Origin of the sequence: Solibacillus sp. FSL R5-0449, from assembly GCF_037975215.1 — a bacterium.
In the GTDB taxonomy this organism is placed as follows: Bacteria; Bacillota; Bacilli; order Bacillales_A; family Planococcaceae; genus Solibacillus.
In genome coordinates this window covers 2,320,127-2,347,075 of the sequence record NZ_CP150239.1, presented here as the reverse complement: position 1 = coordinate 2,347,075, position 26,949 = coordinate 2,320,127, and the positions used below count along the sequence as shown (strand labels likewise).

At 39.4% G+C, this 26,949-nt stretch carries 28 protein-coding genes, 1 pseudogene and 2 riboswitches; of the genes and pseudogenes, 21 read left to right on the top strand and 8 right to left on the bottom strand.

Going from position 1 to position 26,949, the window contains the following annotated elements; genetic code table 11:
- The first annotated feature begins 33 nt into the window (after positions 1-33).
- Positions 34-462: a group I intron-associated PD-(D/E)XK endonuclease gene (locus MKY27_RS11715; RefSeq protein WP_339195249.1), complete on the top strand. Its 429-nt coding sequence runs from the start codon at positions 34-36 to the stop codon at positions 460-462.
- A 101-nt stretch (positions 463-563) separates the two neighbouring features.
- Here the strand turns inward: MKY27_RS11715 and MKY27_RS11710 are convergent, their stop codons facing one another.
- Positions 564-1,064, bottom strand: a complete 501-nt coding sequence (locus MKY27_RS11710) for a nucleoside-diphosphate sugar epimerase (protein ID WP_339195246.1) — start codon at positions 1,062-1,064, stop codon at positions 564-566.
- A 241-nt stretch (positions 1,065-1,305) separates the two neighbouring features.
- On the opposite strand from MKY27_RS11710, the gene MKY27_RS11705 reads away from it, so the two are divergent.
- Entirely contained in the window at positions 1,306-2,382 is a 1,077-nt protein-coding gene (locus tag MKY27_RS11705; RefSeq protein ID WP_339195243.1) for an aldo/keto reductase, read from the top strand.
- A gap of 81 nt (positions 2,383-2,463) precedes the next feature.
- Here the strand turns inward: MKY27_RS11705 and MKY27_RS11700 are convergent, their stop codons facing one another.
- The 3 genes from MKY27_RS11700 to MKY27_RS11690 are packed head-to-tail and all read right to left on the bottom strand — an operon-like array spanning position 2,464 to position 4,683.
- Positions 2,464-3,135 (bottom strand): GNAT family N-acetyltransferase, encoded by a 672-nt coding sequence (locus tag MKY27_RS11700; RefSeq protein ID WP_339195240.1) that lies wholly within the window; start codon positions 3,133-3,135, stop codon positions 2,464-2,466.
- Positions 3,135-3,815 (bottom strand): GNAT family N-acetyltransferase, encoded by a 681-nt coding sequence (locus MKY27_RS11695; RefSeq protein WP_339195238.1) that lies wholly within the window; start codon positions 3,813-3,815, stop codon positions 3,135-3,137. The genes MKY27_RS11700 and MKY27_RS11695 overlap by 1 nt, the downstream gene beginning before the upstream one ends.
- Positions 3,805-4,683: a carbon-nitrogen hydrolase family protein gene (locus tag MKY27_RS11690; RefSeq protein WP_339195236.1), complete on the bottom strand. Its 879-nt coding sequence runs from the start codon at positions 4,681-4,683 to the stop codon at positions 3,805-3,807. Before MKY27_RS11690 ends, MKY27_RS11695 begins: the two co-directional genes overlap by 11 nt.
- A gap of 314 nt (positions 4,684-4,997) precedes the next feature.
- Between MKY27_RS11690 and MKY27_RS11685 the strand changes: the two genes are divergently transcribed.
- The 8 genes from MKY27_RS11685 to MKY27_RS11650 all read left to right on the top strand — a co-directional run bounded on the left by MKY27_RS11685 (position 4,998) and on the right by MKY27_RS11650 (position 13,901).
- Positions 4,998-6,449 (top strand): aldehyde dehydrogenase family protein, encoded by a 1,452-nt coding sequence (locus tag MKY27_RS11685; protein WP_339195235.1) that lies wholly within the window; start codon positions 4,998-5,000, stop codon positions 6,447-6,449.
- A 384-nt stretch (positions 6,450-6,833) separates the two neighbouring features.
- A complete protein-coding gene (locus MKY27_RS11680; protein ID WP_339195233.1) occupies positions 6,834-8,012 on the top strand; it encodes an HD-GYP domain-containing protein in 1,179 nt (392 codons plus the stop codon).
- A gap of 130 nt (positions 8,013-8,142) precedes the next feature.
- Positions 8,143-9,327, top strand: coding sequence for a PqqD family protein (locus tag MKY27_RS11675; protein WP_339195230.1), 1,185 nt, complete (start codon positions 8,143-8,145; stop codon positions 9,325-9,327).
- A 166-nt stretch (positions 9,328-9,493) separates the two neighbouring features.
- Positions 9,494-10,144 (top strand): SIMPL domain-containing protein, encoded by a 651-nt coding sequence (locus tag MKY27_RS11670; protein WP_339195226.1) that lies wholly within the window; start codon positions 9,494-9,496, stop codon positions 10,142-10,144.
- A 172-nt stretch (positions 10,145-10,316) separates the two neighbouring features.
- A complete protein-coding gene (locus tag MKY27_RS11665; protein ID WP_339195223.1) occupies positions 10,317-11,375 on the top strand; it encodes a hypothetical protein in 1,059 nt (352 codons plus the stop codon).
- Positions 11,376-11,679: 304 nt separating this feature from the next.
- A complete protein-coding gene (locus MKY27_RS11660) occupies positions 11,680-12,483 on the top strand; it encodes an ABC transporter ATPase (protein ID WP_339195221.1) in 804 nt (267 codons plus the stop codon).
- A gap of 4 nt (positions 12,484-12,487) precedes the next feature.
- On the top strand, positions 12,488-12,736 hold the full coding sequence (locus MKY27_RS11655; RefSeq protein WP_339199716.1) for a T7SS effector LXG polymorphic toxin: 249 nt from the start codon (positions 12,488-12,490) through the stop codon (positions 12,734-12,736).
- On the top strand, positions 12,711-13,901 hold the full coding sequence (locus tag MKY27_RS11650) for a M14 family zinc carboxypeptidase (protein WP_339195218.1): 1,191 nt from the start codon (positions 12,711-12,713) through the stop codon (positions 13,899-13,901). The genes MKY27_RS11655 and MKY27_RS11650 overlap by 26 nt, the downstream gene beginning before the upstream one ends.
- A 42-nt stretch (positions 13,902-13,943) precedes the next feature.
- Here MKY27_RS11650 and MKY27_RS11645 read toward each other — a convergent pair whose 3' ends face one another.
- Complete coding sequence (locus MKY27_RS11645; RefSeq protein ID WP_079528174.1) at positions 13,944-14,228, bottom strand: hypothetical protein; 285 nt, start codon at positions 14,226-14,228, stop codon at positions 13,944-13,946.
- Positions 14,229-14,421: 193 nt separating this feature from the next.
- Here MKY27_RS11645 and MKY27_RS11640 point away from each other — a divergent pair, with 193 nt between their 5' ends.
- Positions 14,422-14,574 carry a YpzG family protein gene (locus MKY27_RS11640; protein ID WP_079528172.1) on the top strand — a complete coding sequence of 51 codons (153 nt, stop codon included), beginning with the start codon at positions 14,422-14,424 and terminating at the stop codon, positions 14,572-14,574.
- A gap of 64 nt (positions 14,575-14,638) precedes the next feature.
- Here the strand turns inward: MKY27_RS11640 and MKY27_RS11635 are convergent, their stop codons facing one another.
- On the bottom strand, positions 14,639-14,800 hold the full coding sequence (locus tag MKY27_RS11635) for a hypothetical protein (protein WP_339172298.1): 162 nt from the start codon (positions 14,798-14,800) through the stop codon (positions 14,639-14,641).
- 135 nt (positions 14,801-14,935) lie between these two features.
- Here MKY27_RS11635 and MKY27_RS11630 point away from each other — a divergent pair, with 135 nt between their 5' ends.
- The gene (locus tag MKY27_RS11630) at positions 14,936-15,142 is read left to right on the top strand and encodes a hypothetical protein (RefSeq protein WP_339172296.1); all 207 of its coding nucleotides are present in this window, start codon (positions 14,936-14,938) and stop codon (positions 15,140-15,142) included.
- 73 nt (positions 15,143-15,215) lie between these two features.
- On the opposite strand, the gene MKY27_RS11625 is transcribed toward MKY27_RS11630, so the two are convergent.
- Positions 15,216-15,656: a cell wall hydrolase gene (locus tag MKY27_RS11625; protein WP_339172294.1), complete on the bottom strand. Its 441-nt coding sequence runs from the start codon at positions 15,654-15,656 to the stop codon at positions 15,216-15,218.
- Between the two features lie 169 nt (positions 15,657-15,825).
- Here MKY27_RS11625 and MKY27_RS11620 point away from each other — a divergent pair, with 169 nt between their 5' ends.
- The 9 genes from MKY27_RS11620 (at position 15,826) to MKY27_RS11580 (ending at position 26,222) form a co-directional block, all read left to right on the top strand.
- Positions 15,826-17,115, top strand: a complete 1,290-nt coding sequence (locus MKY27_RS11620) for a glycoside hydrolase family 18 protein (protein ID WP_339199714.1) — start codon at positions 15,826-15,828, stop codon at positions 17,113-17,115.
- Between the two features lie 133 nt (positions 17,116-17,248).
- Positions 17,249-18,229, top strand: a complete 981-nt coding sequence (locus MKY27_RS11615; protein ID WP_339172291.1) for a nitronate monooxygenase family protein — start codon at positions 17,249-17,251, stop codon at positions 18,227-18,229.
- Between the two features lie 179 nt (positions 18,230-18,408).
- Positions 18,409-18,507: riboswitch (TPP riboswitch) on the top strand.
- A 66-nt stretch (positions 18,508-18,573) separates the two neighbouring features.
- A riboswitch (TPP riboswitch) is annotated at positions 18,574-18,672 on the top strand.
- Positions 18,673-18,748: 76 nt separating this feature from the next.
- Positions 18,749-19,441: a thiaminase II gene (gene tenA, locus MKY27_RS11610; protein ID WP_339172290.1), complete on the top strand. Its 693-nt coding sequence runs from the start codon at positions 18,749-18,751 to the stop codon at positions 19,439-19,441.
- A complete protein-coding gene (gene thiM / locus MKY27_RS11605) occupies positions 19,419-20,162 on the top strand; it encodes a hydroxyethylthiazole kinase (RefSeq protein ID WP_339195215.1) in 744 nt (247 codons plus the stop codon). The genes tenA and thiM overlap by 23 nt, the downstream gene beginning before the upstream one ends.
- Positions 20,159-20,971 (top strand): bifunctional hydroxymethylpyrimidine kinase/phosphomethylpyrimidine kinase, encoded by an 813-nt coding sequence (gene thiD, locus MKY27_RS11600; RefSeq protein WP_339195212.1) that lies wholly within the window; start codon positions 20,159-20,161, stop codon positions 20,969-20,971. Before thiM ends, thiD begins: the two co-directional genes overlap by 4 nt.
- Entirely contained in the window at positions 20,955-21,572 is a 618-nt protein-coding gene (gene thiE / locus MKY27_RS11595; RefSeq protein ID WP_339195209.1) for a thiamine phosphate synthase, read from the top strand. The genes thiD and thiE overlap by 17 nt, the downstream gene beginning before the upstream one ends.
- Positions 21,573-21,697: 125 nt before the next feature.
- Positions 21,698-24,061 (top strand): bifunctional 2',3'-cyclic-nucleotide 2'-phosphodiesterase/3'-nucleotidase, encoded by a 2,364-nt coding sequence (locus MKY27_RS11590; protein ID WP_339195207.1) that lies wholly within the window; start codon positions 21,698-21,700, stop codon positions 24,059-24,061.
- Between the two features lie 197 nt (positions 24,062-24,258).
- Positions 24,259-25,173: a glycine betaine ABC transporter substrate-binding protein gene (locus tag MKY27_RS11585; protein ID WP_339195204.1), complete on the top strand. Its 915-nt coding sequence runs from the start codon at positions 24,259-24,261 to the stop codon at positions 25,171-25,173.
- A 140-nt stretch (positions 25,174-25,313) separates the two neighbouring features.
- On the top strand, positions 25,314-26,222 hold the full coding sequence (locus tag MKY27_RS11580; RefSeq protein WP_339195201.1) for a glycine betaine ABC transporter substrate-binding protein: 909 nt from the start codon (positions 25,314-25,316) through the stop codon (positions 26,220-26,222).
- Positions 26,223-26,307: 85 nt separating this feature from the next.
- On the opposite strand, the pseudogene MKY27_RS11575 reads toward MKY27_RS11580, so the two are convergent.
- A pseudogene (locus MKY27_RS11575) lies at positions 26,308-26,949 on the bottom strand (EAL domain-containing protein); the annotation flags it as partial.

The following is a 26,949-nucleotide window of genomic DNA, read 5'->3' as shown; positions in this document are numbered from 1 at the left end:
ATAAGAACAAATGTTCCTGTTGGAGGTGGTTGCATGTACTTTCATCATACAAAGACAAAAGGAGATTTAGCGGTATTAAAAAGCCAATTAGATTTGTTTGAAAAAGGATATTTGGTGTTGCTGCCACAAACAGAGCATGCACCTTTTGATATCGTTGCATATAAAGATCAACAATTTTGGCGAATACAAGTTAAGTACCGTAATATGAATGAAAACGGAACGATGTATGTAAAGTTTCAACAATGTTACTCGACTAAAAATGGTGTTCAAATCCAGGATGTCGATAAATCACAAATTGATCTTTACTGTATTTATTGTCCGGAGACAGACCTCTGCTATTATTTCAATCCAAAGCAATTCAATAGATCTGTCACAATTAGATTAAAGGAAACAAAAAATAAACAAAAAAAAGGTGTTTATTTTGCTGAGAGCTTTTTAGAAATACCTGAGATTTTGAAGTGAATACTCCCATGAAACAGGTCGACCAGTAATTCTGGCTGACCTTTTCATTTGAACGGATTATAATTAATATTACCGGCGATAGAATCCAACTTCGCATAAAGTCATTTCAATGCGATATTTTCAATATACAGGTCAACATCTTTCATCAATTGTTTAAATAAGATTCTATTTTTCTTTTTTATATTTATTCTTTTTCGTGCAGACTTTAAAGAGAATTCTTCATGAACAATACAGCTTCTGAGGTTCGCCAATAACTTAGTATTATTCTTGAAGGTTAAGTGATCTCCCAGTTTTCTTTCTAAATCAAGAATAATATTCATGTCGGACTTATTTTTATATTTATGCTTAAAATAAACTTTAAAAATGTCTTTTAGCAGTTGTTCAGTTAATGAATACAATTCGACTGTGAGTGTTGCATATTTCCGGTCCCTGCGGCGTCCATAAAATTCCTCTAACTCATAATCGCTCAATAAGTCCACCCATTTAAAAGCACCTGATTGATTCGATGTATTTTTTACAATTTGCTGAAATTCTTTTTCGATCAAACAAAGATCAGCAAATGCATGGTCTTTTAATTTTTTAATTTCTTTCTTCTTACTCATCTCAAACACGTCCTTCCAACGATTTAATTTAACAGTAAAGGAGGGTGCACATTCACTTACAAACCCCCTAAGCATTAAGTTATCTATTTTCTTACCCGAATTTTTATATTAATCAACTATTTATTTGAGTCATTCAATAGAGCAAAGGTTTTCAGTAGTTGTGTAATCTATTCAGTAACAGCCGTAGAATGTTTTATTTAATAGGGAACATGGGAAAACACAAGGCATAGGAGGGATAATGATGGATTATAATTTATTTGGCAACTCAGGTATGAATGTTTCTAAATATGCATTAGGTACAGTAATGTTCAGTACAAACGGTCTTGATGACGAGGGGGCGATGGATCAGGCGACCGCAAATTATATGGTGGATTATGCACTGGATCAAGGCATCAACCATTTTGATACAGCAAATATGTATGCGAAAGGTGATGCAGAAGTTATTTTAGGCAAAGCGATACGTGATAAACGCCAGGATATGATTATCAGCAGTAAAAAAGGATTTCAGCTGATAGATAAACCAACCGATACGGGAGCTTTAATCAATGTTGATTCATCGATAGATGCGCTATTAAAAAGACTTGGTACGGACTATATTGATCTATATTATGTACATTGTTGGGATGGTCAAGTAGACGTTAGTGAAACGGTCCAAGAGATGAATGACTTAATTAAAAAAGGGAAAATTCGTCATTGGGGTGTAGCCGATTACAACGGCTGGGCGCTTGCGAAGACACATACGTGGGCAGTGGAAAATAATATGATACCGCCAATTGCTCAGCAAATTTACTACACACCGGAATCTCGTGAAGCAGAGTACGAAATTTTGCCGGCCGGTAAAGAATTGGGCATTGCTAATAGTATTAGGTCTCCACTTGGTGAGGGGCTGCTTACTGGTAAATTTACAAGAAACAAAATGTTCGAACCAGGTACAAGACAAGAAAATGGCTGGCCGGAAACATATATTAAAAATCCGGATTTATTTTATAATCTAATCGATTTATTGCAAGATGTTGCGTCTAAACATAAAGCGACAGTACCGCAAATTGTTCTTGCATGGCTGCGTGATCGACCAAACGTAGATTCAATTATCTTGTCTGCAAGAACAAAAGAACAGTTGCATGAGAATATTGCATCCTATAATTTAAAATTAACAAATGACGATATTTCACAAATTAATGACTTAACAGCACTGGAACCTATTTATCCATCATGGCACCGTGCTATGAATACATTGGATCGAGCGTCAAATGCAGAAAAGGTCTATTTAGAAGAATACATTAAGTTGATGGATAGAAAAAATCATACAGGGTTATAGTTAAGGGGACCTGAAAAAAATAAAGCTGTCATCTGTGTTTTGCAGACGGCAGCTTTTTTGTTTCTTTGAAATTTATTATTACTAGATTGCCAATAACTCTACACTTTCCTTTGCATTAAGCTCCTCGATCATCGCTACCCATGCATCTGGTTTTTCCGGCAATACGGCATAGTACGTCTTTAAGAAAGTCGCAATGAGGGATGCATTTAACTCTGTTTGTTCATAATCGGCAGGCATAAAGCATAGATCAAGTCCGCTGACAGCTGTCCCGTCCAGCTGCCAGGATGGGTGAACGTACGGGAAGTTGAGACGTTTGTAGCCTAAATGTGATAACACTTCTCTTCGAACAAACGGGTCCATTGGTTTTACTCCGCCAAAGCTGTGGTCGTCTACACGATAAGGGTCATAGATTTCAGCGAACATTCCCGCCATTTGCTTGTTGTTTTTCTTGGCTAATGCATGTAAATCTGCCGCACGTTTAGTTGCTAAAAAGCGCCCGACACCAATGCCTCCCCGGCCGATAATTGTAAAGTCGGTCATACCAACATTCAAATCCTCATAATAACGGTACTCTGTTGTCCCAACGATTTCACCTTCATGGACAGCGACAAATACGCGGATGCTTGGATCTTCCAGCGGTTCTTTCCATAAATCAAATGCTAAAACTTCCTCAGGTGGAAACACCGTTTTTAATAATTCATACATATGTGTAAACAGTGGGTCAGTAATTGATGTAATGCGATGATAATCCATTAATAAGCCTCCTTGATCTGGACGAAAGGGTTGCGCCATTCCATTAACACACCATAATGATGCGACTCTTCATCCTCTAAATAATGGGGTACAACTTGTATTGGCATTCGACCGCATCGTAGCAGGAACGAAATAACCTGGTCATGTATTTCACCACGCAAAACGGCTTCAATATATGCTTCTGGCGAAAGCTGTCCGGCATGGCGATGATAGTTCGGCATACGGCTGCCACCAAGCAGACGAACGCGCTTTTGCTCAATGACAATCTCGTACATCGAAAGCATGAGCCATTTACCAAGCCCTAAACTGCGATAAGCCGGGCTCACACAAAGATCAACAATGTAGAGCGTATCGCCATTTGGATTATGAGTACGGATATAGCCGTTATCTGTAATGTCCTCCCATGTATGTATGGGATCGTTTGGGTCAAAATCAACAAGCAACGATGTCATGGAACCGACGAGTTGCCCATCCACTTCAATGCAAAGTGTACCTTCAGGGAAATGTGTCACATGACTTATCAGCTGTTCTTTACTCCACCAAAGCTCTGAAGGGAACGGGGAAGGAAAGCAATCCTGTTGAATCCGGATAAGGGCATCAAAATCTGCAGGCGTGTAATTTCGGACTGTCGCAAGGATCGGTTTGCTGTCTTGAAACACATAAAACTGTTTACGGTACATTGATAAAACTGCTCTCCCAATCATTGTATAAATCAGTACGACGGTCACGCCACGTTGTTACAGAGCCCTTTTCGCGAACTTGATAAAGCAGTGCCAAATCCAAATCTCCCGTAACGACCATATCGTTATTGAGCTCTCCTTCAACAACAATTCCACGCGGCGGGAACGGGACATCATTTGGAGCAATAATCGCGGACTGTCCCAAATTCATGCGCATAAAATCTACAGTTGGGAGCGAACCGACAGTCGAAGCGGTCACGACATATACCTGGTTTTCAATGGCACGGGCATGGCTTGTGTAGCGTACACGATAAAAGCCGTGGCGATCATCGGTACAAGAAGGGCAAAAGATAACGTCTGCACCACGTGCCTTTGCCATTCGGACAATTTCTGGGAACTCGATATCGTAACATGTTAAAATGGCAATTCTACCTTTTTCCGTATCAAAAAGATGCAACTCATTGCCTGCCGCCATGTTCCACTCGTTTACCTCGGTTGGGGTAATATGAAGTTTCGCCTGTGTAGCAACAGTGCCATCCGGATAAAATAAATGAGCGACATTGTAAAGTTTGTCATTATTGCGAATGAAATGGGTTCCGCCGATAATGTGCGTTTTTGTTTTAACTGCCAGACTTGTAAATAAGTCGAGATACTGCATTGTAAAGTCAGGAAGCGCATTGATGGAAAGCGTTTCCCCCTCATCATTTCCTATTGATAACAGCTGCGTCGTAAAGAACTCAGGAAATAAAATAAAATCCGTCTCGAATTCCAGTGCAGCCCGCACATAATGCTCTAATTGCTGAGCAAACTCCTCAAAAGATCGAATCGTATGAAGATGGTATTGAACGGTTGAGACACGTAGTTTCATATGGACATCCTTACTATTTTTACATAATATTACCAATATATTGTAGGTAATAATAGTATGTTTTTCAGTTTATTTCAATGTAAATTTGGAATTGCTTTCAAACCCGCGTATATTGTGAAGATTTTCCCTTATACTAACGTGGCAAAATGCTTAAATAGAAGAAAATCATTATAGGAAAAATAAAAGAAAATGATATCTATGGTAATAAAATGACGAATCTAGGGTACTAAGTGTTATATGTACATGCAACAAAGTAAGACGCGTGGCATTTTTAGTGAAATTTAATGCATGCAACGTTGGAAAGGATGATACTTATGGATAAAAAGTGGAATAAGCAGTTTATTGGTGGCGAATGGAGAGAAGGAAACAGCGAAAAAGTATACGTAGACCAGAATCCTTACAACGAGGAAACGATTGCGGAAATTCGGTTGGCAAATGTGAAGGATATAGATGAGGCATATCAAGCAGCCAAAGAAGCGCAAAAAGAATGGGAACAGGTTAATGCTTATCAAAGACAAGCAATTATAGAAAAAGCTGTCCAAATTGTTGAGCGAAGAAGAGAAGAAATCGTTCAGATTTTAGTTGAAGAAAACGGGGCTTCCCATACGAAAGCCAATATTGAAATTAGTGGCGGAATTGGCATTATGAAAGAAGCGGCTACATTCCCGCTCCGGATGCATGGGAAAATCATGCCATCCATCATTCCGGGAAAAGAGAACCGCGTATATCATAATCCTGCGGGTGTAGTAGGGATTATTAGTCCATTCAACTTCCCGTTCCATTTAACGATGCGTTCATTGGCACCGGCTTTGGCAACAGGTAATGGCGTTGTGCTTAAACCGGACTTGCAGACAATGGTTTCAGGCGGCCTTATTTTAGGTGAAATTTTTGAAGAGGCCGGCATCCCTAAAGGGTTGTTAAATATTACAGTTTGCAGCTCATCCGAAATTAAAGATGCATTTATTGAGCACCCTATTCCTCAAATTATTTCTTTTACCGGTTCCACAGAGGTAGGGCGCCATATCGGAGAAGTATGCGGAAGAAACCTGAAACGTGTAGCACTTGAACTTGGCGGAAACAATGTCATGCTTGTCTTGAAGGATGCGGATGTAGAAAGAGCAGCAGCTTCAGCGGCCTTCGGGAAATTTTTAAACAGTGGGCAGATTTGTATGTCGCTAAACCGGATTGTTGTTGAACGTCCAGCGTATGAGTCGTTTATAAAAGCATTTGTGGATAGAGCATCCAAAATTAAATACGGTGATCCGAAAAATGACGATGTAGTTGTCGGTCCGCTTATTAATAACAAACAAATTACTCGAATTCAACGATTAATCGACCAAAGTATCGAGAAAGGGGCAAAATACGCTTTACAAGGTGAAGTGGATGGAAATGTACTGGCTCCTACTATTTTAACGAATGTTACAAACGATATGCCGATTGCACAGGAGGAAATTTTCGGACCTGCTGTAGGGGTAATTGTTGTAGACAGTGAGGAAGAAGCAATTCGTGTTGCCAATGACAGCGACTATGGCCTGAGCGGTGCAGTTCATGCTGGTACAACAGAACATGGTGTGGAAGTGGCTAAACAGATTATTACAGGTATGATTCACGTGAATGATCAGGGAGTCAATGATGAACCGATCGTTGCCTTTGGTGGAGAGAAAGCTTCAGGTTTAGGCCGATATGGTGGCGAATGGGCAATCCATGAATTCACAACAACCAAATGGATTTCTGTTCAGACAGATCCACGAGAATATCCGTTTTAATATTCATAAAGTGAGACCTAATCATAATTTTTGATTAGGTCTTTTTATTTTTAGAAATATAAAGCGTTTCTTTTAATAAGACTTTTGATTCAGATATGATTTAGGTTTTTATATAATCAAAATTACTTGAAATGAGAAAAAATAGGAATTGAGTTGTGCTATATAAAAGGGTATTGTTAAGATAGCCTTATTGTTAAAACAATAAATCAACTTTTATTTATATAGCATATAGGTACAAAGTAAATATATTTTGGTTAAAAGAGTTAAATAACAAAAAAATGAGAAAATTAAACCCTGGACATATAGAACTAATTTCCATTATCGTGTTATAATGATATATGAGCATAAGGTCTTTTGGTTGGTAATGAAATTGCGAGGTAAAAAATGAAAAAAACATCATTGTTATTAGAAGAAAAGCGGTCCACAATTTTATTTTTATGGTTATTTTATGTTGTGTTTTTTGTTTATGAAATCTTTTATAATAATCTTTTTCCCACATTTCCGTGGAGCGATGTTAACACAAAGAGTACAGTGTGGTATGATTTTTTGTTTGTTAAATTTGGAGTTATGATTGCAGTAGTGCCTTTATCAATTTATTTAATTAAAATAGAGAAAACAGAGTCAGTAAAATACATATTATTTTTCTGTTATTTTTTAACTAATTTATTTTCTGATATATTCTATTATAAAGATAGTACGCTTCCATACACTAGTGGGAACATGGTAGAACTTGTAGTTATACTTTTTTCTCCAATTTTCGTAAGTAAGAAATTCACTTACTATATAACATTGGGTTTACTATTGAAATATGTTTTAGTTGGTGTATTTATAAGGGATATATTGGTATTATTCCCAATTAGTATTCTAATTGTATTATCATTTATTTCATTTATACTACTTCATCGTTTTTTAAATTATATTAAAGCATTAAAGTATTCCTATGATGAACAGTTGGAAGGCATTGTAAAAGGAGTAATTGCAACGTTGGAACTGAAAGATCCCTATACTCGTGGCCATAGCGAACGAGTTGCTGCTTATGCAATGAACATGGCTGAGGCTACGGGGAGATTTAAACCCGCTGAATTAAATAATTTTTACTATGCTTGCCTATTACATGATATTGGAAAAGTTAGTATACCAGATTCAATTTTAACAAAACCCGGTATGTTAACGAATGAGGAATTTGATATAATTAAGACTCACCCTGTTGTTGGAGCAGAAGCTATTCGGGATGTTGAAGGCATTGCTGATAATATTGATGTAATTTATCATCATCATGAAAGATGGGATGGTAAAGGGTATCCGGATGGTCTAGCAGAAGACGATATTCCATTTTTAGCAAGAGTCACTGCGGTAGCGGATGCATTTGATGCCATGACTTCATCCAGATCCTATCGTCCTGCACTTGAATTTGAAGTGGCATATCAACGAATTCTTGATGGTCAAGGAAGTCAATTTGACCCACAACTGATAAAATTATTTAAGCAAATTTATCCTCAATGGGTGAATATTTCAAAAACATATCTTAAAGGTATGGATATGAGAGGGGGGGGAAAAGCATGAAAATTCGGAAATTGAATAAAATTAAAGTTACTTGTTGGTGGTGCTGGTTAGTACCAAAATGATAAAGAAGTACATACTTAGGATGCTATAACTATAGCATCCTATTTTAATTTAAAGAGGAGGCTATAGTTTGAAGGTATCCTTACAATCTGAAATAACGTTATATCCATTATCCATACGAAAAGATAAAAAACATTATATTGTAGAAGAGCCGATTTCAGGGGATTTCTTTGAATTGCCTGAGATTGGTGTTGATGCCATCAAACGATTGGAACAAGGGGAAGAACTTGTTACCATTGAACAGGCATTAAAAAATTCATATCCGGATGAAGAAGTGGACATTGTTGATTTTGTGGAGCAGCTGTTGGATTTGGGGCTAGTCCAAGAAGTGGATGGTGTACACGTTAAAAAAGAACTGTCTAAATCTTCATCACGTTCAGGTGGTTTCTTATGGATTCCCCAATCAGTAGGGCGTCTATTTTTTAATGGAATGATGAGCAAGGTATATATACTCCTGCTCATTGCAAATATCATTATTCTTATACTAAATCCTGAACTTTTTCCGCATTACAAAGATATATTCCTATTCGATTCTATGGTACTGAATATTCTTATATACTTATCAATTTCTTTAGTATTAATTTTAATTCATGAGTTCGGCCATATTCTTGCCATTCGATCACACGATTTACCGGCGAAATTAAGTATTGGAAATCGGCTCATATTTATCGTTTTTGAAACAGACCTCACTCAAGCTTGGAAGCTCGATCCACAAAAAAGAAATACCCTGTACCTTGCCGGAATATCTTTTGAGCAGGTAATTCTATTTGTTTCATTCTGCGTAATGCTTCTTTTTCCGAACGAGGGTATGACAGGAATTCTTGGGATCATCGTATTGGATATTTTCATTAAATTTATTTATCAATGCTGCTTTTATATGAAAACAGATGTTTATTATGTTGTGGAAAATCTAACGGGCTGTTATAACTTAATGGAAAATGGCAAAATCTATTTGAATTCCTTCGTTAAAAAGGATCGAAAAGATGAAAAGAATTATAAAGAGATATTCCAAAATGAATGGAATTTCATTCGCTTGTATAGTGTATTTTACATAGTTGGAGTTGTTTTAACGTTAGTTTTGGCAGTGATGTATTTTGTACCGCAGCTTTATTATACGTACAATACGATTTATATGAATCTTCTCGGAGCAGGCGATCGTGCTGCTTTTTGGGATGCCGTGACATTTTTTGCAATGACCATGTTCATGCTTATTTTGCTTGTTTTTATAGCAAGAAAACAGAAGCAAGAAAACTAAGAGAAATCGCTAAACTGGTATTAGTTTAGCGATTTTTTTTTATTTATCTGTAGAAAGGCTGTCTATAGTGACTGCTTTCAACTCCCATTGCGACCTGAAAATAACAACCCCTGTCAATAAAGTGCATAGTATATTAAGAAACCAGCTATTAGAAAGGTGGAAGCTCTTGTATCACCAACAAATGATGTTTCAACCAGGCGCTAATGCACGGGAAATGACTGTTACAGGGAATGGGGAAATCGTTGCGCAGCCTGATTATGCGCAAGTACAAATTGAAGTGCGGACGCAAGGGAAAGATGTCAGCGCGATCCAGCGGGAAAATGCGGTCATTATGAATCGTGTCATAGACTCACTAATGGCTTTAAAGATTCCAAAAGAATCGATTCAGACGACTGCTTACAATATCTTTCCAAATTACGATTTCATAGATGGAAAACAGGTGCTAAGGGGCTACGAAGTACAAAACGCCATAACAGTAAAAATAGACGATATTGGTCAAGTAGGTACGGCAATTGACACGGCCATTCAAAATGGGGCAAACCATGTATCAGCTATCGAGTTTAAAATAACGGATACAGATGTTTATTACCGGCAGGCACTTCAGTTTGCTTTAATCGATGCCGTGGGGAAAGCAACAGCTATGGCAAAAACGATGGGTGTTACATTACACATGGTGCCGGTGGAAATAATCGAAGAGCAAACGATTGCTCCGATCCCGTACAAGGCGATGCAGTTAAGCAGCCAACGGGTCGTGACACCGATAGAACCTGGAACGATGACAGTAAGCGCATCAGTGCGTGTAAAGTTTAGTTATTAGAAAACTTATATTTTCCATTCAATAATACTTTAACCGTCTAGAAAATAGCGGTTAAGGTATTTTTTATTGCGGCAATTCCATTCAAATTCTCTTCTTTTTATATTCAAGCATGTTTTCTACCTGCCTGTACATAAAGTATCTATGATAAATAGAAATATAAAGAAGGTGCGAATTGAAAAAGAGTATTCAAATTGCAGGGGCGTTTGTCAGTTTAGTTGTCGGTGCAGGTTTTGCTTCAGGACAAGAGATTATGCAGTACTTTACAAGCTTTGGGTTAATGAGTGTGTTTGGATGTATTGTAGCAACGATTATTTTTACGATGTTGGGAATGACGCTTGCACAGATTGGTTCGGATTTGCAGACGACTTCCCATAAGGAAGGTATTCATTTTATTGGTGGACGCTTTTTTGGTCCGGTACTGGATCAGATGATTTCCTTTGTGCTGTTCGGCATTGCGGTTGTTATGCTGGCTGGAGCAGGCTCTACATTCAATCAGATGTACAGTATGGATACATCGGTCGGCAGCTTATTAATGGCGCTGCTCGTCGTAGTGACACTGATGCTTAATGCGGAAAGTATCATTAAAATGCTGGCGGCGCTCATGCCTTATTTACTTGGTATCATTTTTATCCTTTTAATCTATTCATTGTTTACGATGAATTATCCAATAAGTGAACTTAATGCAATCGCAAAAAGTCAGCCTTCTGCAACACCGCACTGGTTTTCTGGTGCTGTCATATATGTTTCGTATAATATTGCGGGTGGTGCGGCAATGCTTATTGTGATGGGGGGCACGGCTCCTAATAGAAAGGTTGCAAGAATAGGAGGTGCTTTAGGAGGCATTTTCCTAGGTTTGCTTATATTGCTCATCAATATTGCCTTATTTGTCAAAATGGATATTGTGGCAGGTGTGGAAATGCCGACACTGGAACTGGCAAAACAAATACATCCTGCTGTAGGAATCATCATGTCCTTCGTGCTGCTGGCGATGATTTACAGTACCGCTGTAGGAACACTGTATATATTGGCTGTACGAATCGTAAAACCGGACCGTTTTGCATTTAAGGTTACGGTCAATCTGCTATGCATCGTTGGCTTTGCGATTAGTTTAGTCGGCTTTACAACGTTGATTAGTAAGTTGTATGTCGTAATGGGATATTTAGGTATAGGATTAATACTGTGTATTTTAATTTCAGCATTATTTAAATCGAGTAATCAGAAGGTAAGTTGAAACTTCCCTAATAACCGCAAGATTGCCAGATAGACCTAAGTTAATTTCTGAGGCTCTAATATCAAGATGTCGAAGTGAGTTCTGAATTTGCCATTAAAGAATTCATGGTTAAGAACTTACTTTGATTTCCTTGGAAAATGAAAGGACATAGGTTATTAATTTTTTTCAAAATGAAGATACATAAATGAGATTGTTTACTTATTTAAAATTTAATACTTAGTATAAACTCCCTCTTTTGTCGAATCCGTATTGACCTGAATAATTAAGGTTATATAGTATTGAGATGAAATGGAGGTTTTCACGCATGCTAAAAAAACTATCAGAACAAGATTTCGCAGTATTACGAGGACCGCTGGAGTCTGGTAGACAAAGTCCGAATTCGTTGGCATCTGTGCTTGTATTAGGCATTTTCCTGCAGGCACTATTTTTCTATCTAACTTATAATATTGCAGGTAAATATACAATCTATCCAAATTTCACAAGCATTAAAACAATTCATATGTGGTTTACAGGGATCATTATTTTATTGTCCCTTCTATTCGCTATTCCTGTCGTTTTTAAAAAGACGGAGAAGCTGCAGTACTTCCTGTCGATTATTATGACACAAAATTTTTCTGTATTTTTATTCCTTGCGCCGTTATTTCTTTTAGGGGAACAGGACGCTGCAACAGTTGAATCGCTACTAAATTTAACTTGGATTACTCTTTCAATTGCAGGTGTATTGTTTATTGCTACGTGGATCCGCTTTTATATACTTCTTAAAAAAGGGCATTACCGGGCAGGGTCAGGAAGCGAAGAAATGCGTGGAAAATTTGAAACGAAATCCTATATTCCGATTGCGATCATCGGCAGTACGGCACTTGTTTTTCTTATCCAATTTGTCATGAAAACGGGTTCGTCCGATTTATTTGAAACAATCATGCTAGTCTTTTTACCATTCGGTATTTTTTATACACTCATTTTCGTATTGCCGGAGCAGCTTGTTATACTCTATTGCAAAATCCGATTTAAAAGCTTCAACTTTGATACAAACGGTTATCTGAACACGGAAAGAGCAGTCAAAACCTGCCATACAAGTGACGGAAGAGTTGACAGACGAAGCCAATAATATCATGGGCCAAGTGTCAGATATCGTGAGCTTGCCAAAACTGGATGATAGTGAAGTCCATCTTGGTGTATATGACGCGAAACGACATCGGAACGAAACCGTTGAAAAACTGATTGAATTTGACGTATCCCAAACAGATGCATTAGTGAGTATCTTCTACCCGGTTAATAATCTCCCGCCGTATTCATATACTTTCCTATTGAAGATTTTATTGAGGGAGGAGCTTTGTGGAAATTTTCGTAAGACCGGGTGATTCCTTTTGGTATTACAGCCAGGTTTTTAATGTTCCTTTTCAGCTGATACTTGACTCAAACCGGAATTTGAATGCACAGGCACTCATGCCAAACCAACCCGTTCAGATTCCCGGTTATGTGACAAATCCATATACAGTTCAACGTGGAGATACGATTTGGTCGATTGCACAAAGAATCAATATGCCGATGGATGCGCTTTTTCTGCTAAATCCGGTACTCAGTCCATATGTACTTCAAGTCGGTCTCAGGCTGCTGTTGCCTGTTCGTGTGACATGGAGAGTTGTGAACGGAGAACAGGATTACGATTACAGGACGATGGTTCAGGATATTCGGTCATTGCAGGCAATCTATCCGTTTATCTTTCATGACCCGATTGGCAATTCTGTATTAAATAAAGAAATTCCGGGGCTCACGATTGGGAACGGGCAGAAACGTGTGCATTTTAATGCTTCTTTTCATGCCAATGAGTGGATTACGACACCGGTAGTGATGACATTTCTTAATGACTATCTCCTGTCGCTTACGAATAATGGTGCAATACGAGGGCTTTATACATTGCCATTGTATAATCAGATGAATTTAAATATTGTACCTATGGTAAATCCGGACGGAGTGGATTTAGTGCTGAACGGACCTCCGGAGGATGAAAGTATCCGCAATAAGCTTATCGAGTGGAATGGCGGCAGTACAGATTTCTCTGGGTGGAAAGCGAATATTAATGGGGTTGATCTGAACGACCAGTTCCCTGCCGAATGGGAGCGAGAAAGAGAGAGAAACCCGAAAACACCAGGGCCCCGGGACTATGGTGGGGAAAGTCCGCTATCCGAACCGGAATCCATCGCAATGGCCGAACTGACTGTTGAACGGGATTTCTCGCGCGTGTTGGCCTTCCATACACAAGGGAAAGTTATTTATTGGGGATTCATGGGATTGGAACCGCCTGAAACAGAAGTGCTTGTCAATGAATTTGCGCGGGTAAGCGGATATGAGCCGGTGCAGACAATTGAAAGCTATGCGGGGTATAAAGACTGGTTTATTCAAGATTGGCGCCGTCCTGGTTTTACAGTTGAACTGGGACTAGGAACGAACCCATTGCCAATTAGCCAATTTGGAGAAATATATGAAGAAGCTTTAGGGATTTTTTTAAGTGCACTTTATACGTAAAGAAAGTCCCCCGTTACGTCCATAGATGTAACGGGGGAACTTTTATGAATCCTTCAAGCTTTCATCAATTTCCAGGATGCTTTGCTTTAGCTCGTCTAGTTTGGATATATTTTGCTCGACAATATCCAAATGCTCCTGTCTTTGCAATGCATTGGCAAGCGCATTTTCGGTACGCTCCATTGAATTGAATGCATGTTCAACGGCAAACTCTTCCGGGTGGGACATTGCCTGCTTTACTGCACGTTCTGTTCGTTCAACGGAGTTGGATAATAAAGTAATCGGGTGATTTTGTTTCCAGCTAGGTGTACCTGAACTTTTCTTAGCCATTGTTCCTCATCCTTTCCAAAGAGAATTGACTGATTCACACTTTTAGTATTGGTGGATGCAATGATTCCATACGCGGAAGAAATTCGAAATTGTTAGGACTGGCACCATCAATTTTTATCTATGTAGGGAATAACGATAGCAAAAAAAGCCATACTTATATTGATTCACTTTTAAACATAGGGAGGCGGAACGAATGGATAAGAAGGGTTTCACAGATCCAAAATCTAAGAAGATCCACCATAACTGGACGAGCGATAAGCATCAAAAATCTCAAATCAAAGGGGAAACAGAGGTAACTTTGAACAACCAGATTTTGAGAATTAATGCGAAAGCGAGACAGTTCTAACCTTTGTCTTGAAGTAAATCAGGCCTTCATTACAGTACATACTGTGATGAAGGCCATTTTTATCTCAATACGATTTTCGTTTCCCTTTTTGAGCTTGCTGATGAAGCTCCGTTAGCTCATTTGCAATTTCTTCCTTTACTTTATTAGGTGCAATTTTCATGTTTTTCGGTGTTTGCGGTAATGATTGTTTATTCGTTCCTTTACTCTTACTATCATCTCTGCCCATTAATATGCTCCTTTCAATTTTGATTCCTTCTTAATATGGCTTTCCAGCAATTTTTCATTACAAAAATCGTGCCAGCCTTAAAAAGCATAAAACATCCTAACCTGAGCACATTAAGGCAGTAGGAGGTGATGAAATATGAGCAAAAACAGCAAAGAGACAATGAATACGCGCACACACAATCCTTTTTCAACTTATAAAGAATTACACCGGAATACAACAAGTCACAATCGGAATCCGGAAGATAATACAGCGGAATTTTCGGAAGAATTCGATTCAAAATTAAAAAATAAAAACAATAAAACAAACCATGATAAAAACCAGCAATCAAATAAAAATAAATAGTTGTTAAAGCAAGAAAAGCCTTGTCACATAATTTGTGCAAGGCTCTTCTTATATATTTGGGCAATGATGACAATTAGCCCTGATAAACACTGTCACATGTACCACCTATCGGTTCATAGAAGCAATGCTGTTTAAATTGCCCTGTAAATGGTTGACCATACCATGTTGGCGGACAAGGACCATATGGGTTGAAATACCAAAGTGCATATTTTGCTGGATGTTCTCTCCAATAGTCTAGCACTTGTTTTGCCAATTTCCGTTCTGTCTCTCTGGCCCTTTGATAAAACATATTCCCTTTTTGTACCGCCTCAAAAGAATAGTTATTGCCCTGTACTTGGAAAATAACCTGTTCAATCGTTCTCACATCATTAAAGTCCAGGCATGTGGCAATAGCACGGTTCACAATTACATTTCCCACGTACAGCATCCCTTGTTTTCCTTCGCCTTCCGCCTCGGCCCGCATCATTCGAGCGATTAAATCAACATCGGCATCCCGGTATTTAACTCTTGGCATTTTTTCACCTCACAACTATAGTATGAAACAGTTAACCCAGGTGCTCATATGAATAATTGAAATCATTTAAAATTATTTCTTGTGATAACTTATGTATTTCTAACCTATCTTTCCGCATTAACACGGGATATAGTTCATAAATTAGTACATAGAAAAAGGAGGACGGACAATTCAAATTCATGTTGTACAACCGGGAGAATCATTGTGGGCAATCGCACAGTTTTATGGAACAACAGTGCAAAGTATAGTGGAAGCAAACCAAATTACGGAGCCCGCGCGGTTAGTGATCGGGCAAGCATTGGTCGTTCCACTGAAAGGGCAATACTATATTGTACAGCCAGGGGATAGTTTATGGTCTATTGGTCAACGGTTTCAAGTGAATTATACAACGCTCGCGCAAGCAAATGGGTTGAGTCCGGATGCGTTGCTAATGATTGGCACCTCATTGTATATACCGGAACCATCCAAAAGGTCTGCAGAAATTTTGGCATATGTAGAACCAAGAGGCAATGAAATAAATGAAATGCTGCTGGATCAAGTTCGTGAGGCAAACCCTTACTTAACGTACTTAGCTGTATTCAGTTATGAGGTGAGTCGGGATGGTTCAATAAAAGCACCGACCATTAATCCTTTACCCGAGATCGCTGAACAAGAGAAAACAAGTATAGCAATGGCGATTACCAATCTCGAAGATTATCAGTTTAGCGCTGAGCTTGCCCGGGATATTTTTCAAAGTGTCGCGGTCCAAAATTTATTGCTGGACAATATCATAGCAGAAGCAAAACGCATCGGGAATATTTCGGATATCCATTTTGATTTTGAACGTATATCACGTGACCAGCGGGAAGCTTATAATAACTTTCTTCGAAGAGCTGTCGAGCGGTTGCATGCGGAAGGATATACGGTTTCTACCGCATTGGCTCCCAAAACGAGAGCGGATCAGCCCGGGGAATGGTTTATGGGGCATGACTATAAGGCACATGGCGAAATAGTGGATTTTGTTATGCTCATGACATATGAATGGGGGTATTCTGCAGGACCTCCAATGGCCGTTTCTCCACTGCCACAAGTCGAACAAGTAGTACAATACGCTTTAACAGAAATTCCTGCGAGTAAAATTTTATTGGGGCAAAATTTGTATGGCTACGATTGGACATTACCTTTTGTCCAAGGAGGAGATTACGCAGAAGCAATAAGTCCTCAACGAGCTATTGAAGTAGCAAAACGTTACAATGCGGCTATCCAATTTGACAATACTGCACAGGCCCCATACTTTAATTACTATGATGAGCAAGGCCGTTCACATATTGTCTGGTTTGAGGATGCACGTTCCATTCAGGCGAAGTTTGATTTAGTAAAGCGCTTGAATTTGCGCGGTGTTGGCTATTGGAAGTTAGGATTGCCATTCCCGCAAAACTGGCAGCTTATCGGGGCTAATTTTAATGTGGTGAAGAAATAGAAAAAGCAGCATAGATGGTCAGATGAAATCAAAAACTATTCATCTGACTTTTTTGATTGTCATCTATTTAAGAAGGAGATTTGGTCAATATTGATGAAGTATTAGTAGTAGTTGAAGAAAAGGGGGATTATTGATGGGGAATGTTCCGGAAATCTTACAAAACTTACGAATCCCAGTAATTGGGGCACCGTTGTTTATTATTAGCAATCCAAAATTGGTCATTGCGCAATGCAAGGCAGGAATTGTCGGGTCGATGCCAGCGCTGAACGCAAGGCCGGCAAGCCAGCTAGATGAATGGTTAGCTGAAATTACAGAGGAGTTGGCAAGCTATAATGCCAAAAATCCGGATCGGCCGGCAGCGCCATTTGCCATTAACCAGATTGTTCATAAAACAAATGACCGCCTGGAACAGGATATGGAGCTTTGTGTGAAATATAAAGTTCCGCTTATTATTACTTCACTTGGGGCACGCGAAGAAGTTTTTGAGGCAGCACATAGTTATGGAGGCATTGTTTTCCATGATGTCATCAACAATTATTTTGCAAAAAAAGCGATTCAAAAAGGTGCGGACGGTATCATTGCAGTAGCAGCAGGTGCAGGAGGCCATGCCGGTCAGCAGAGCCCATTTGCGCTTATACAGGAAATCCGCGAATGGTTTGACGGTCCGTTAGCATTATCAGGATCCATCGCACGAGGCCATTCCGTATTGGCAGCACAGGCGATGGGTGCTGATTTCGGCTATATTGGCTCACCATTTATCGCGACTGAAGAAGCTTTTGCGCGTCAAGAATATAAACAGATGATTGTGGATAGTACAGCAGAGGATATTATATACAGTAATTTATTTACAGGAATCCACGGAAATTATTTGAAAGGCTCTATTATGAATGCGGGGATGGATCCAAATAATCTCAAAGAAAGTGATCCTTCTGCGATGAACTTTAACGATAATAACGCAAAAGCCTGGAAAGATATTTGGGGAAGCGGGCAAGGAATTGGTGCAATTAAAGAGATTACCTCTACCCAGCAATATGTTGATAAACTGGCTGAGGAATATGCGCAGGCTTATCAAGAAATGACTGGTAAACGATCGACAGTAGCCCATTTACAATAGTCAACGTCGATTGCGGTAAAACAAAGATGCTATTTTCTCTAAGGGGAAATAGCGTTTTTTTCTGAGCACTAAAAATAGCTTTACTTTCTGGAATGATTCCCTAAATATAGTAGTAATTTCATAATTTTTCGAATTCCCTTGCCCGGGTTGAATTAATTTGTTACACTCTGGGTAATTAAATGCATTTGCGGGGGGACACAGCAGTGTTGAGAAGGTTAAAACCTGACCCTTAGAACCTGGCCGTTAATACGGACGTAGGGAGCAAAGTACACGCTATACATATGTACTTACTTTGACTCCGCGTATCCTTTACGTGGAGTCTTTCTTTTGCAAATATACACGCATTTGATTTGCGGGGGGACACAGTAGTGTTGAGAAGGTTAAAACCTGACCCTTGGAACCTGGCCGTTAATACGGACGTAGGGAGCAATGAAAAGTGGTACTTACACTTTTTGGGGACGTCTCTCTATATAGAGGCGTCTTTTTTTGTGCTTCCGCCAACAAAAAGGAGGAGTAACAATGGGATTTTGTGAAAAGGTAAGGAAAGAAACGGATTTTTATTGGGAGGCTAGCTTCTATCATCCATTTGTACAAGGGATTGCAGATGGAAGTTTACCGCTGGAGAAGTTTAAGTTTTATATGCTGCAGGATGCATATTATTTAAAACATTATACGAAAGTTCTTGCTCTTGCAGCTGCAAAAGCGACTACGGATGACGATGTTCAATATTTTCTGCAAACAGCAAAATTTATTCATGACGCAGAGTTGGAGTTGCATCGTACAACGTTTAAAGAATTAGGCGTGACAGCGGATGATTTGGAGCAATTCGAAGCGGCTCCAGCAGCCTATAACTATGTAAGCCATATGTATAATGCGGTGCATAACGGAGATGTAGCTGAAGCATTTGCGGCAATTTTACCTTGCCCGTGGCTGTATCAGGAAATTGGGCAAAGGTTAAAAGATGCACGCCCGAATGTCCCCCTTTATGAACAATGGATTGCACTCTATGCGTCCGAGGAGATGCTACAAAATATTGAAATACAAAAGTCAATGCTGGATCGATATGCGAAAGAACAACCAGCAAAGGTAAAAGTCTTGCAGGAACATTTTAAGAAAAGCTGTTATTACGAATGGATGTTTTGGGAGATGCCTTGGACGAAGCAAAACTGGGAACAAGGGGTGTATGTCAATGAGCCTGCAAGCAATTCATAAAAATCAGCCGTTAGTACATTGCATTACAAATTATGTCGTCGCAAATTTTACAGCGAATGGTTTGCTTGCGGTAGGTGCCTCACCGGTAATGGCGGATGCGATCGAAGAAGCGGGAGAAATGGCTGCTCAGTCAAGTGCATTACTTTTAAATTTGGGTACTTTGAATGAACGGACAGTAGCATCGATGAAGGAAGCAGGATTTAGCGCAAATAAGCATCATACTCCGGTTGTTCTGGATCCAGTAGGAGTAGGGGCAACAAAGTTTCGAATTGAGACAGCACGACAATTGCTCTATCTTCTAAAGATTGATGTTATCCGCTGCAATATTGGAGAATTGGCGGCTTTTGCGGGAGCGGATTGGACTTCCAAAGGTGTTGATAGCGGTAATGGACATATCGATGTTGCAGCGACGGCCAAACAGCTGGCGAATCACTATCAATCTATTGTAATCGTTACAGGAGAACAAGATGTGATTACGGATGGGGAAAGAGTTGAATTTGTAACGGGTGGTCATGAAAAAGTGACAAAAATGACTGGGAGCGGCTGCTTATTGAGTGCCTTTTGTGCTGCGGTGCTTGCAAACAGTAAAGAACCGTTTAATGACTTACAAACTCTGCTCAATGAATATAAACAGGCGAGTGCCAATTCTGTTGCAGCTATAGGAACTTTCCATACTAACTTCTTGAATGAACTAGAACTTTTAGCGGAGGGACGACGATGATTACATGTACAATTGCAGGCTCAGATAGCGGTGGCGGTGCAGGCATTCAAGCAGACTTGAAAACGTTTCAGGAATTACGTGTATTTGGTACATCGGTCATTACCGCACTAACCGCACAAAACACGGGAGGCGTGCACGGGATTTTTCCGACAACTCCTGATTTCGTGCAAGCTCAGTTAAAAGCGGTACTTCAAGATTTTGATATAAAAGCAATTAAAACAGGTATGCTGTTTAGTGCAGAAATTATCGAAGCGATAGTCGCGCAGCTTAAAGAAACAACAATTCCGATAATCGTTGACCCAGTCATGATTGCAAAGGGAGGCGCCAGTTTACTCGAGCAGCAGGCAACAACAGCCCTTAAAGAAAAGTTATTGCCGCTTGCAACTGTTTGTACACCAAACATTCCGGAAGCAGAAATTCTGACTGGCTATACAATTCAAACTGAAGAAGATATTAATTCAGCGGCACAGCATCTCTTAAGTCTAGGACTGGAATGTGTAGTCATTAAAGGTGGTCACTTAAGCGGTAAGCATGCGACAGATACGGTTTTCATTCGCGGGGAACAACCATTTAAAATGAAAACAGAGCGAGTGGATACGAAGCATACGCATGGAACAGGCTGTACATTTTCGGCAGCAATCACGGCGGAGATGGCAAAAGGAAGATCGATAGAGGCAGCCATTATAGAAGCGAAAAAATATGTGCAACTGGCTATTCGTCATCCGCTCAATATTGGTCACGGCTTTGGCCCGACAAATCATTTTGCCTATCATGAACAGCGGGGGTTGTGCAATGTCCATGTTTTTTGATTTAAATAAGTATTTTGTTATGGGAACAATCAATTGTAAACGCGACCCGCTCCTTGTTTTAGAAGAGGCGCTACAGGCAGGAGTTACGATGTTCCAGCTGAGGGAAAAAGGTGAAAATGCTTTAAAAGGTGATGAGTACATTCAATTTGCCCGGCAATGCCAAAAGCTGTGCCAAATATATAAAGTACCGTTCATTATCAATGATGATGTCGAACTTGCATTAAACTTAGATGCAGATGGAATTCATGTAGGACAGGAAGATATCAAAATCGAAAAGTTTAGATCACTTGCAAAAAATAAGATTGTCGGAGTTTCGGTGCATACAATGGAGCAACTGGAATTGACCATGGAAAACGGCGCTGATTATGCGGGGATTGGTCCAATTTATCAAACTACCTCAAAAGATGATGCGAGAGCACCGGTAGGGCTGATGTTATTAGAAGAAGTGAAGTCTCGGTACCCTCAATTTCCGATTGTAGCAATTGGCGGAATTTCCCCTGAAAACAGTTTCCGTGTAAGACAAAAAGGAGCAAATGGCGTGGCTGTTATTTCAGCAATCAGTCAAAGTAATAATATAAAAGAAACGGTAAATATACTGTAAGTTAAAATATGTCAAAAAAGTACTATTTAAATAGAGGCAGCCTATATCAAAATACTCTTTTCCACTATTCTGTCAATTTAGTATGATAGTTCTGTTATACACTACAGAATATGGGAGTGAATGAAATGTTGAAAAAACTATCTGCTTCGGCCTTAACGCTAACACTTTTAGCAAGCGGCATGTCAGCAGTTTCAGCGGCACCAACAACTACGAATGAAGATATGACACGTGGAGAGTTTGTGAAGGCCGTAATTGATGCATTGGGAGTAGAGGTCGGTACTGGACAAACTGTAAAATTCCAGGATGTACCTGATTCTCTTAAACCGTATATTGAAAAAGCGGTGGAATTAAAGTTAATCAAAGGAAAAACTCCAACTAAATTTGCACCGAACGAAAAACTGACACGCACACATGCTTTTCTTATTGCGGCAAGAGGATTACAAGATGAGGAAACATATTCTGAAAAGGTATTGGATCAGTTTAAAGATGCAAACAAAATCGGACAAGGCAATCGCCAGGAAATGGCCAAAGCAGTAGGGACAGGATTACTGACAGGTTTTGAAGACGGCACGATCCGCCCGAACGATTTTGTAACAAAAGCACAGATGCAAAAAATTCTGCAGCGCTTTTTGGAAGAATACAGCCCGGTAGAAGCAAATACGACGGTTTCTCTACGTATTTTAGGTACGACAGATATTCACACAAATATTATGAACTATGATTATTACAAAGATACGCCATCGAACAGTTTAGGTTTGGCAAAAACTGCGCTACTAATCGAAAAAGCACGTGAAGAAAATCCAAATACAGTGCTGTTTGACAATGGAGATGCAATACAAGGAACGCCACTTGGCTCTTATATTCAGTCCGTAGCAAAATTAAAAGACGGCGAAGTTCACCCGTCTATTGCAGCTATGATCGCACTAGATTATGATGTAGCGACATTCGGTAACCACGAGTTTAACTACGGTTTGGAATTTCTAGATGAAGTAACAGATGATGCGCCATTCCCATATGTTAATGCCAATGTACGTAATGCAGCGACAAAGGAATTAATGTATAAACCTTACGTTATGATTGAAAAAGAAGTAGTTGATTCAAACGGTGAAAAAACAACAATAAATATTGGGGTAACGGGTATTGTACCACCTCAAATTTTGAAATGGGACAAAGCAAATTTAGAAGGAAAAGTAACAGTCGATGATTCGGTAGAGGCTGTTAAAGCAGTCGTTCCGCAAATGAAAGAAGCAGGAGCGGATGTTGTTGTAGTACTTTCACACTCAGGTATTGGTGATGCTACACACGAAAAAGGCGAAGAGGATGTATCGTATTTACTATCTACAATTGAAGATGTGGATGCAATCATTACAGGACATGCCCATGGCGTATTCCCTGGTAAAGTGGATAGCTCTATAACAAATGTGGATATTGAAAAAGGAACAATGAACGGCAAGCCGATGGTTATGGCAGGTAAGTTCGGCAGTCATTTAGGGGTCATTGATCTAGAGTTAGAGAAGAAAGACGATGCTTGGGATGTGACAACAGGTACTGGCGCGGTGCGTGAAATCGCCAAAGATAATGACGCAGTAAGCACTGAGGTTGTAGAAAGTGTGAAAGAAGCACATGAAGGAACAATCAAGTATGTGCGTCAGGCAGTAGGGACAACAACAGCTAACATTCACAGTTACTTCTCGCAAGTACAGGATGATCCTTCTATTCAAATTGTAACGGATGCCCAATCAATCTATGTGAAAGAAAAGCTGAAAGGTACAGCGTATGAAAACCTTCCTGTCCTATCAGCGGGTGCCCCATTCAAAGCAGGAACAAGAAGTGATCCGGAATACTATACATTTGTACCAAAAGGTGAGCTTGCAATTAAAAATGTAGCAGATTTATATTTATACGATAATACACTTGCTATGTTGAAAGTAACAGGTGCGGATGTGAAAGAATGGCTGGAAATGTCTGCAGGTCAATTCAATCAAATTGATGTGGCAAAATCAGATGAACAGCAATTAATCAATGAAGAGTACCGTTCATACAACTATGATGTGATTGACGGTGTGACGTATGAAATTGATGTAACACAACCGGCAAAATACGATGAGAACGGAAATGTAGTAAACGAACAAGCATCACGTATTGTCAATCTGCAATATAACGGTAAGCCGATTGATGAGGCACAGGAATTTATCGTAGCGACGAATAACTATCGTGCAAACGGTACATTCCCAGGTGTTCGTAATGCAACAGCCGTTGAAATTTATCCTGATGAAAACCGTCAGGCAATTATCGACTATATTTTAGCCGAAAAAACAATCGATCCGTCAGCAGATGGTAACTGGAAATTCGCTCCGATTCCGGATAGCGTAAATGTTGTATTTGAATCTTCTAAAAAAGCAGTGGATGTTTTAGATGAAAACAGCGCTATTAAGTATATTGGTGAAGGCACAGATGGCTTTGGCAAGTATGGTTTAAAAACAAAATAATAGTGAAAATGCCTGTAGGCGAAGAATTTACTTCTTCTGTCTACAGGTTTTTTATTTTTGGGAGTTCAGTCACGTGTAAGGACAATAAGAACCTAAGTAAATATTTTCAGATACATCCATTTGACATAGTAACAACCTGTTGTTAGTATGGGGTTGTTGCTTTTTTAGATAAAAATTTCAATTTAGGGGATGAGAAGATGAGCAAAATAAAAACAGTAGGTATTACTTTAGGGGTGTCTTCTGCACTTCTACTCGCTGCTTGCGGAGATGATACGGAAAATAAAGAGAATTCAGCAGGCGCATCGTCATCCAGTATTGGTGAACAAGTGAATTATACCGTTGTTGCTACTGAACCGGGAGCAGGTCTTACTGGACTTTCCCATGATGTATTGGAGCAATATGAAAATCTGGAAGGCTGGACATTACAGGAAAGTTCAACTGCAGGAATGCTGAGTACATTGGATAAGGCAATCCGGAATGAAGAACCGGTTATTGTGACAGGCTGGACACCACATTGGAAATTCTCGGCTTATGATTTAAAAATACTTGAAGATCCTAAAGGAATACTAGGCGGCGCCGAAAATATTCAAACACTTGCCAGAAAAGGGTTGGAACAGGACCTCCCTGATGTATATACAGTACTTGACCGCTTTTATTGGGAACCGGAAGATATGGAAAAAGTAATGTATGATGCACAGGAGCATGGAGACTTTGATGTAGCAGCAGCCGATTGGGTTGAAAATAATCAAGACAAAGTAAGTGAATGGACAAAAGATATTGGGCAAGGAAATGGCGAGAAAGTAAAGGTTATTTCCACACCATGGGATTCGGAATTCGCATCAAGCAGTGTAATAAAACTAGTGCTGGAACAATTAGGGTACGAACCTGAAGTAACTCCGGTTGACCCGGCCATTATGTTCCAGTCACTCGCAACAGGTGAAGGAGACGTAACAGTCGCACCATGGTTACCGACAACTCACAAAGCCTTTTATGACAAACATAAAGACGATATTGTTGATTTAGGTGAAAATCTGGAAGGTACACAAAATGGTTTTGTTGTACCGGCATATGTAGACATTGATTCTATTGAAGATTTAAAACCGAAAGAATAAATAGAGATATGCCCCGTAAATAGCCTATACGGGGCTTTATTTAATTGTACCTCCAGTTTGACAAAGTAACAACTTGTAGTTAAAATTGAGTTGTCGCTTTTTGGGAGTAGATAAATTCAAGTTATAGGGGATGGAACATTTTGATTCGATTTAAAACTTTAGGTTTAACTATAGGGATGTCTGCGGCACTGTTATTAGCAGCATGCGGGGACGATACAGGCAGCAGTGATAATTCAAATGGAAAAGAAGCCAGTATTGGTGAAGAAGTAGGCTATACAATAGTGGGTATTGAACCTGGTGCCGGAATAACAGGTCTTACATATGACGCATTAGAACAATATGAAAATCTAGAGGGTTGGACACTACAGGAAAGTTCGACAGCCGGTATGATTGGTAGTTTAGATCAAGCAATTCGTAATGAGGAACCGATTATTGTTACAGGTTGGAAGCCGCATTGGAAATTTTCAGCTTACGATTTAAAGATTCTGGAGGATCCAAAAGGAGCTTTAGGGGGGGAAGAATATACGAATACACTTGTAAGAAAAGGGTTAGAGGAAGATTTACCTGATTTGTATACTGTTCTTGACCGATTTCATTGGGAACCCGAAGATGTAGAACAAGTAATGCTTGAAGCTTCAAATAGTGATTTTGATTCGGCTGCAGCTGAGTGGATTCAAAATAATGAAGATAAAGTGAACAAATGGACTGAAGGTATTGCGAAAGGGAACGGGGAAGAATTAAAATTGATTACTACTACATGGGATTCTGAATTAGCATCAAGCAGTGTCATGAAACAAGTGATTAATGAATTAGGATATGAAGTTAATGTGATTCCTGTAGATCCAGCCATTATGTTCCAGGCTATTGCTACCGGTGAGGGAGATGCCTCCCTTTCTGCAGCACTTCCAACTACACATGATGCATTCTACAAAAAGCATAAGGAAGATATAGTGGATTTAGGTGAGAACTTAAAAGGTACACAAAATGGCTTTGTCGTACCAGCTTATATGGATATCGATTCAATTGAAGATTTGGATCCAAAGAAGTAAACACGCATAACATCTTTAGAGTAAATTTAAGAATGAATAAAAGCTATGTGCAGTAGTGTGAATCTACTTTGCACATAGCTTTTTCTTATCCAATAGAACGCTGTGGTTCAACGCTTGGTTTTCCAAATAAATAGCCTTGGAAAAGCTCGTAGCCAATTTGTTTTAGCCACTCAAAGTCTTCCTCAGTTTCAATACCTTCAGCAAGTGGTGTTGCACCAATTTCAAGTGCTTTCTTTAAAAACTGTTTAGCGGTATGTTGTTTTTCCTGATCATTTTTAACACCTTGTACATACTTCATATCAAGCTTCATATAATGCGGCTTCATGTCAGCGAGCATTTCCAGTGTATTATACCCTTCTCCTACATCATCCAAAGCATATTGAAAGCCCTTTTCGTTATAGTAATTCAAAATCGATTTTAAATGCTCAATATCATCGACTTGCTCCGATTCGACGACTTCAAAGACAAATTGATCCGGGTCAATTTGCAGAAGTTTAGCAAGCTTCACCGTTGACTGCAGACAATATTCGGGAGAATAAATCGATGTAGGAATGAAATTGATAAATGTTTTTTTCTTAAGCACTGCAGCGTATTTTACGGCAGCCATACGACATAGACGATCCAATGCATATAAGCGACCGCGTGTTTTTGCTGCCGTGAAAATTTCATTTGGGAATATAAGCGATCCATCTTCACGGGTAAAGCGTGACAGCACTTCGTAAGCGTA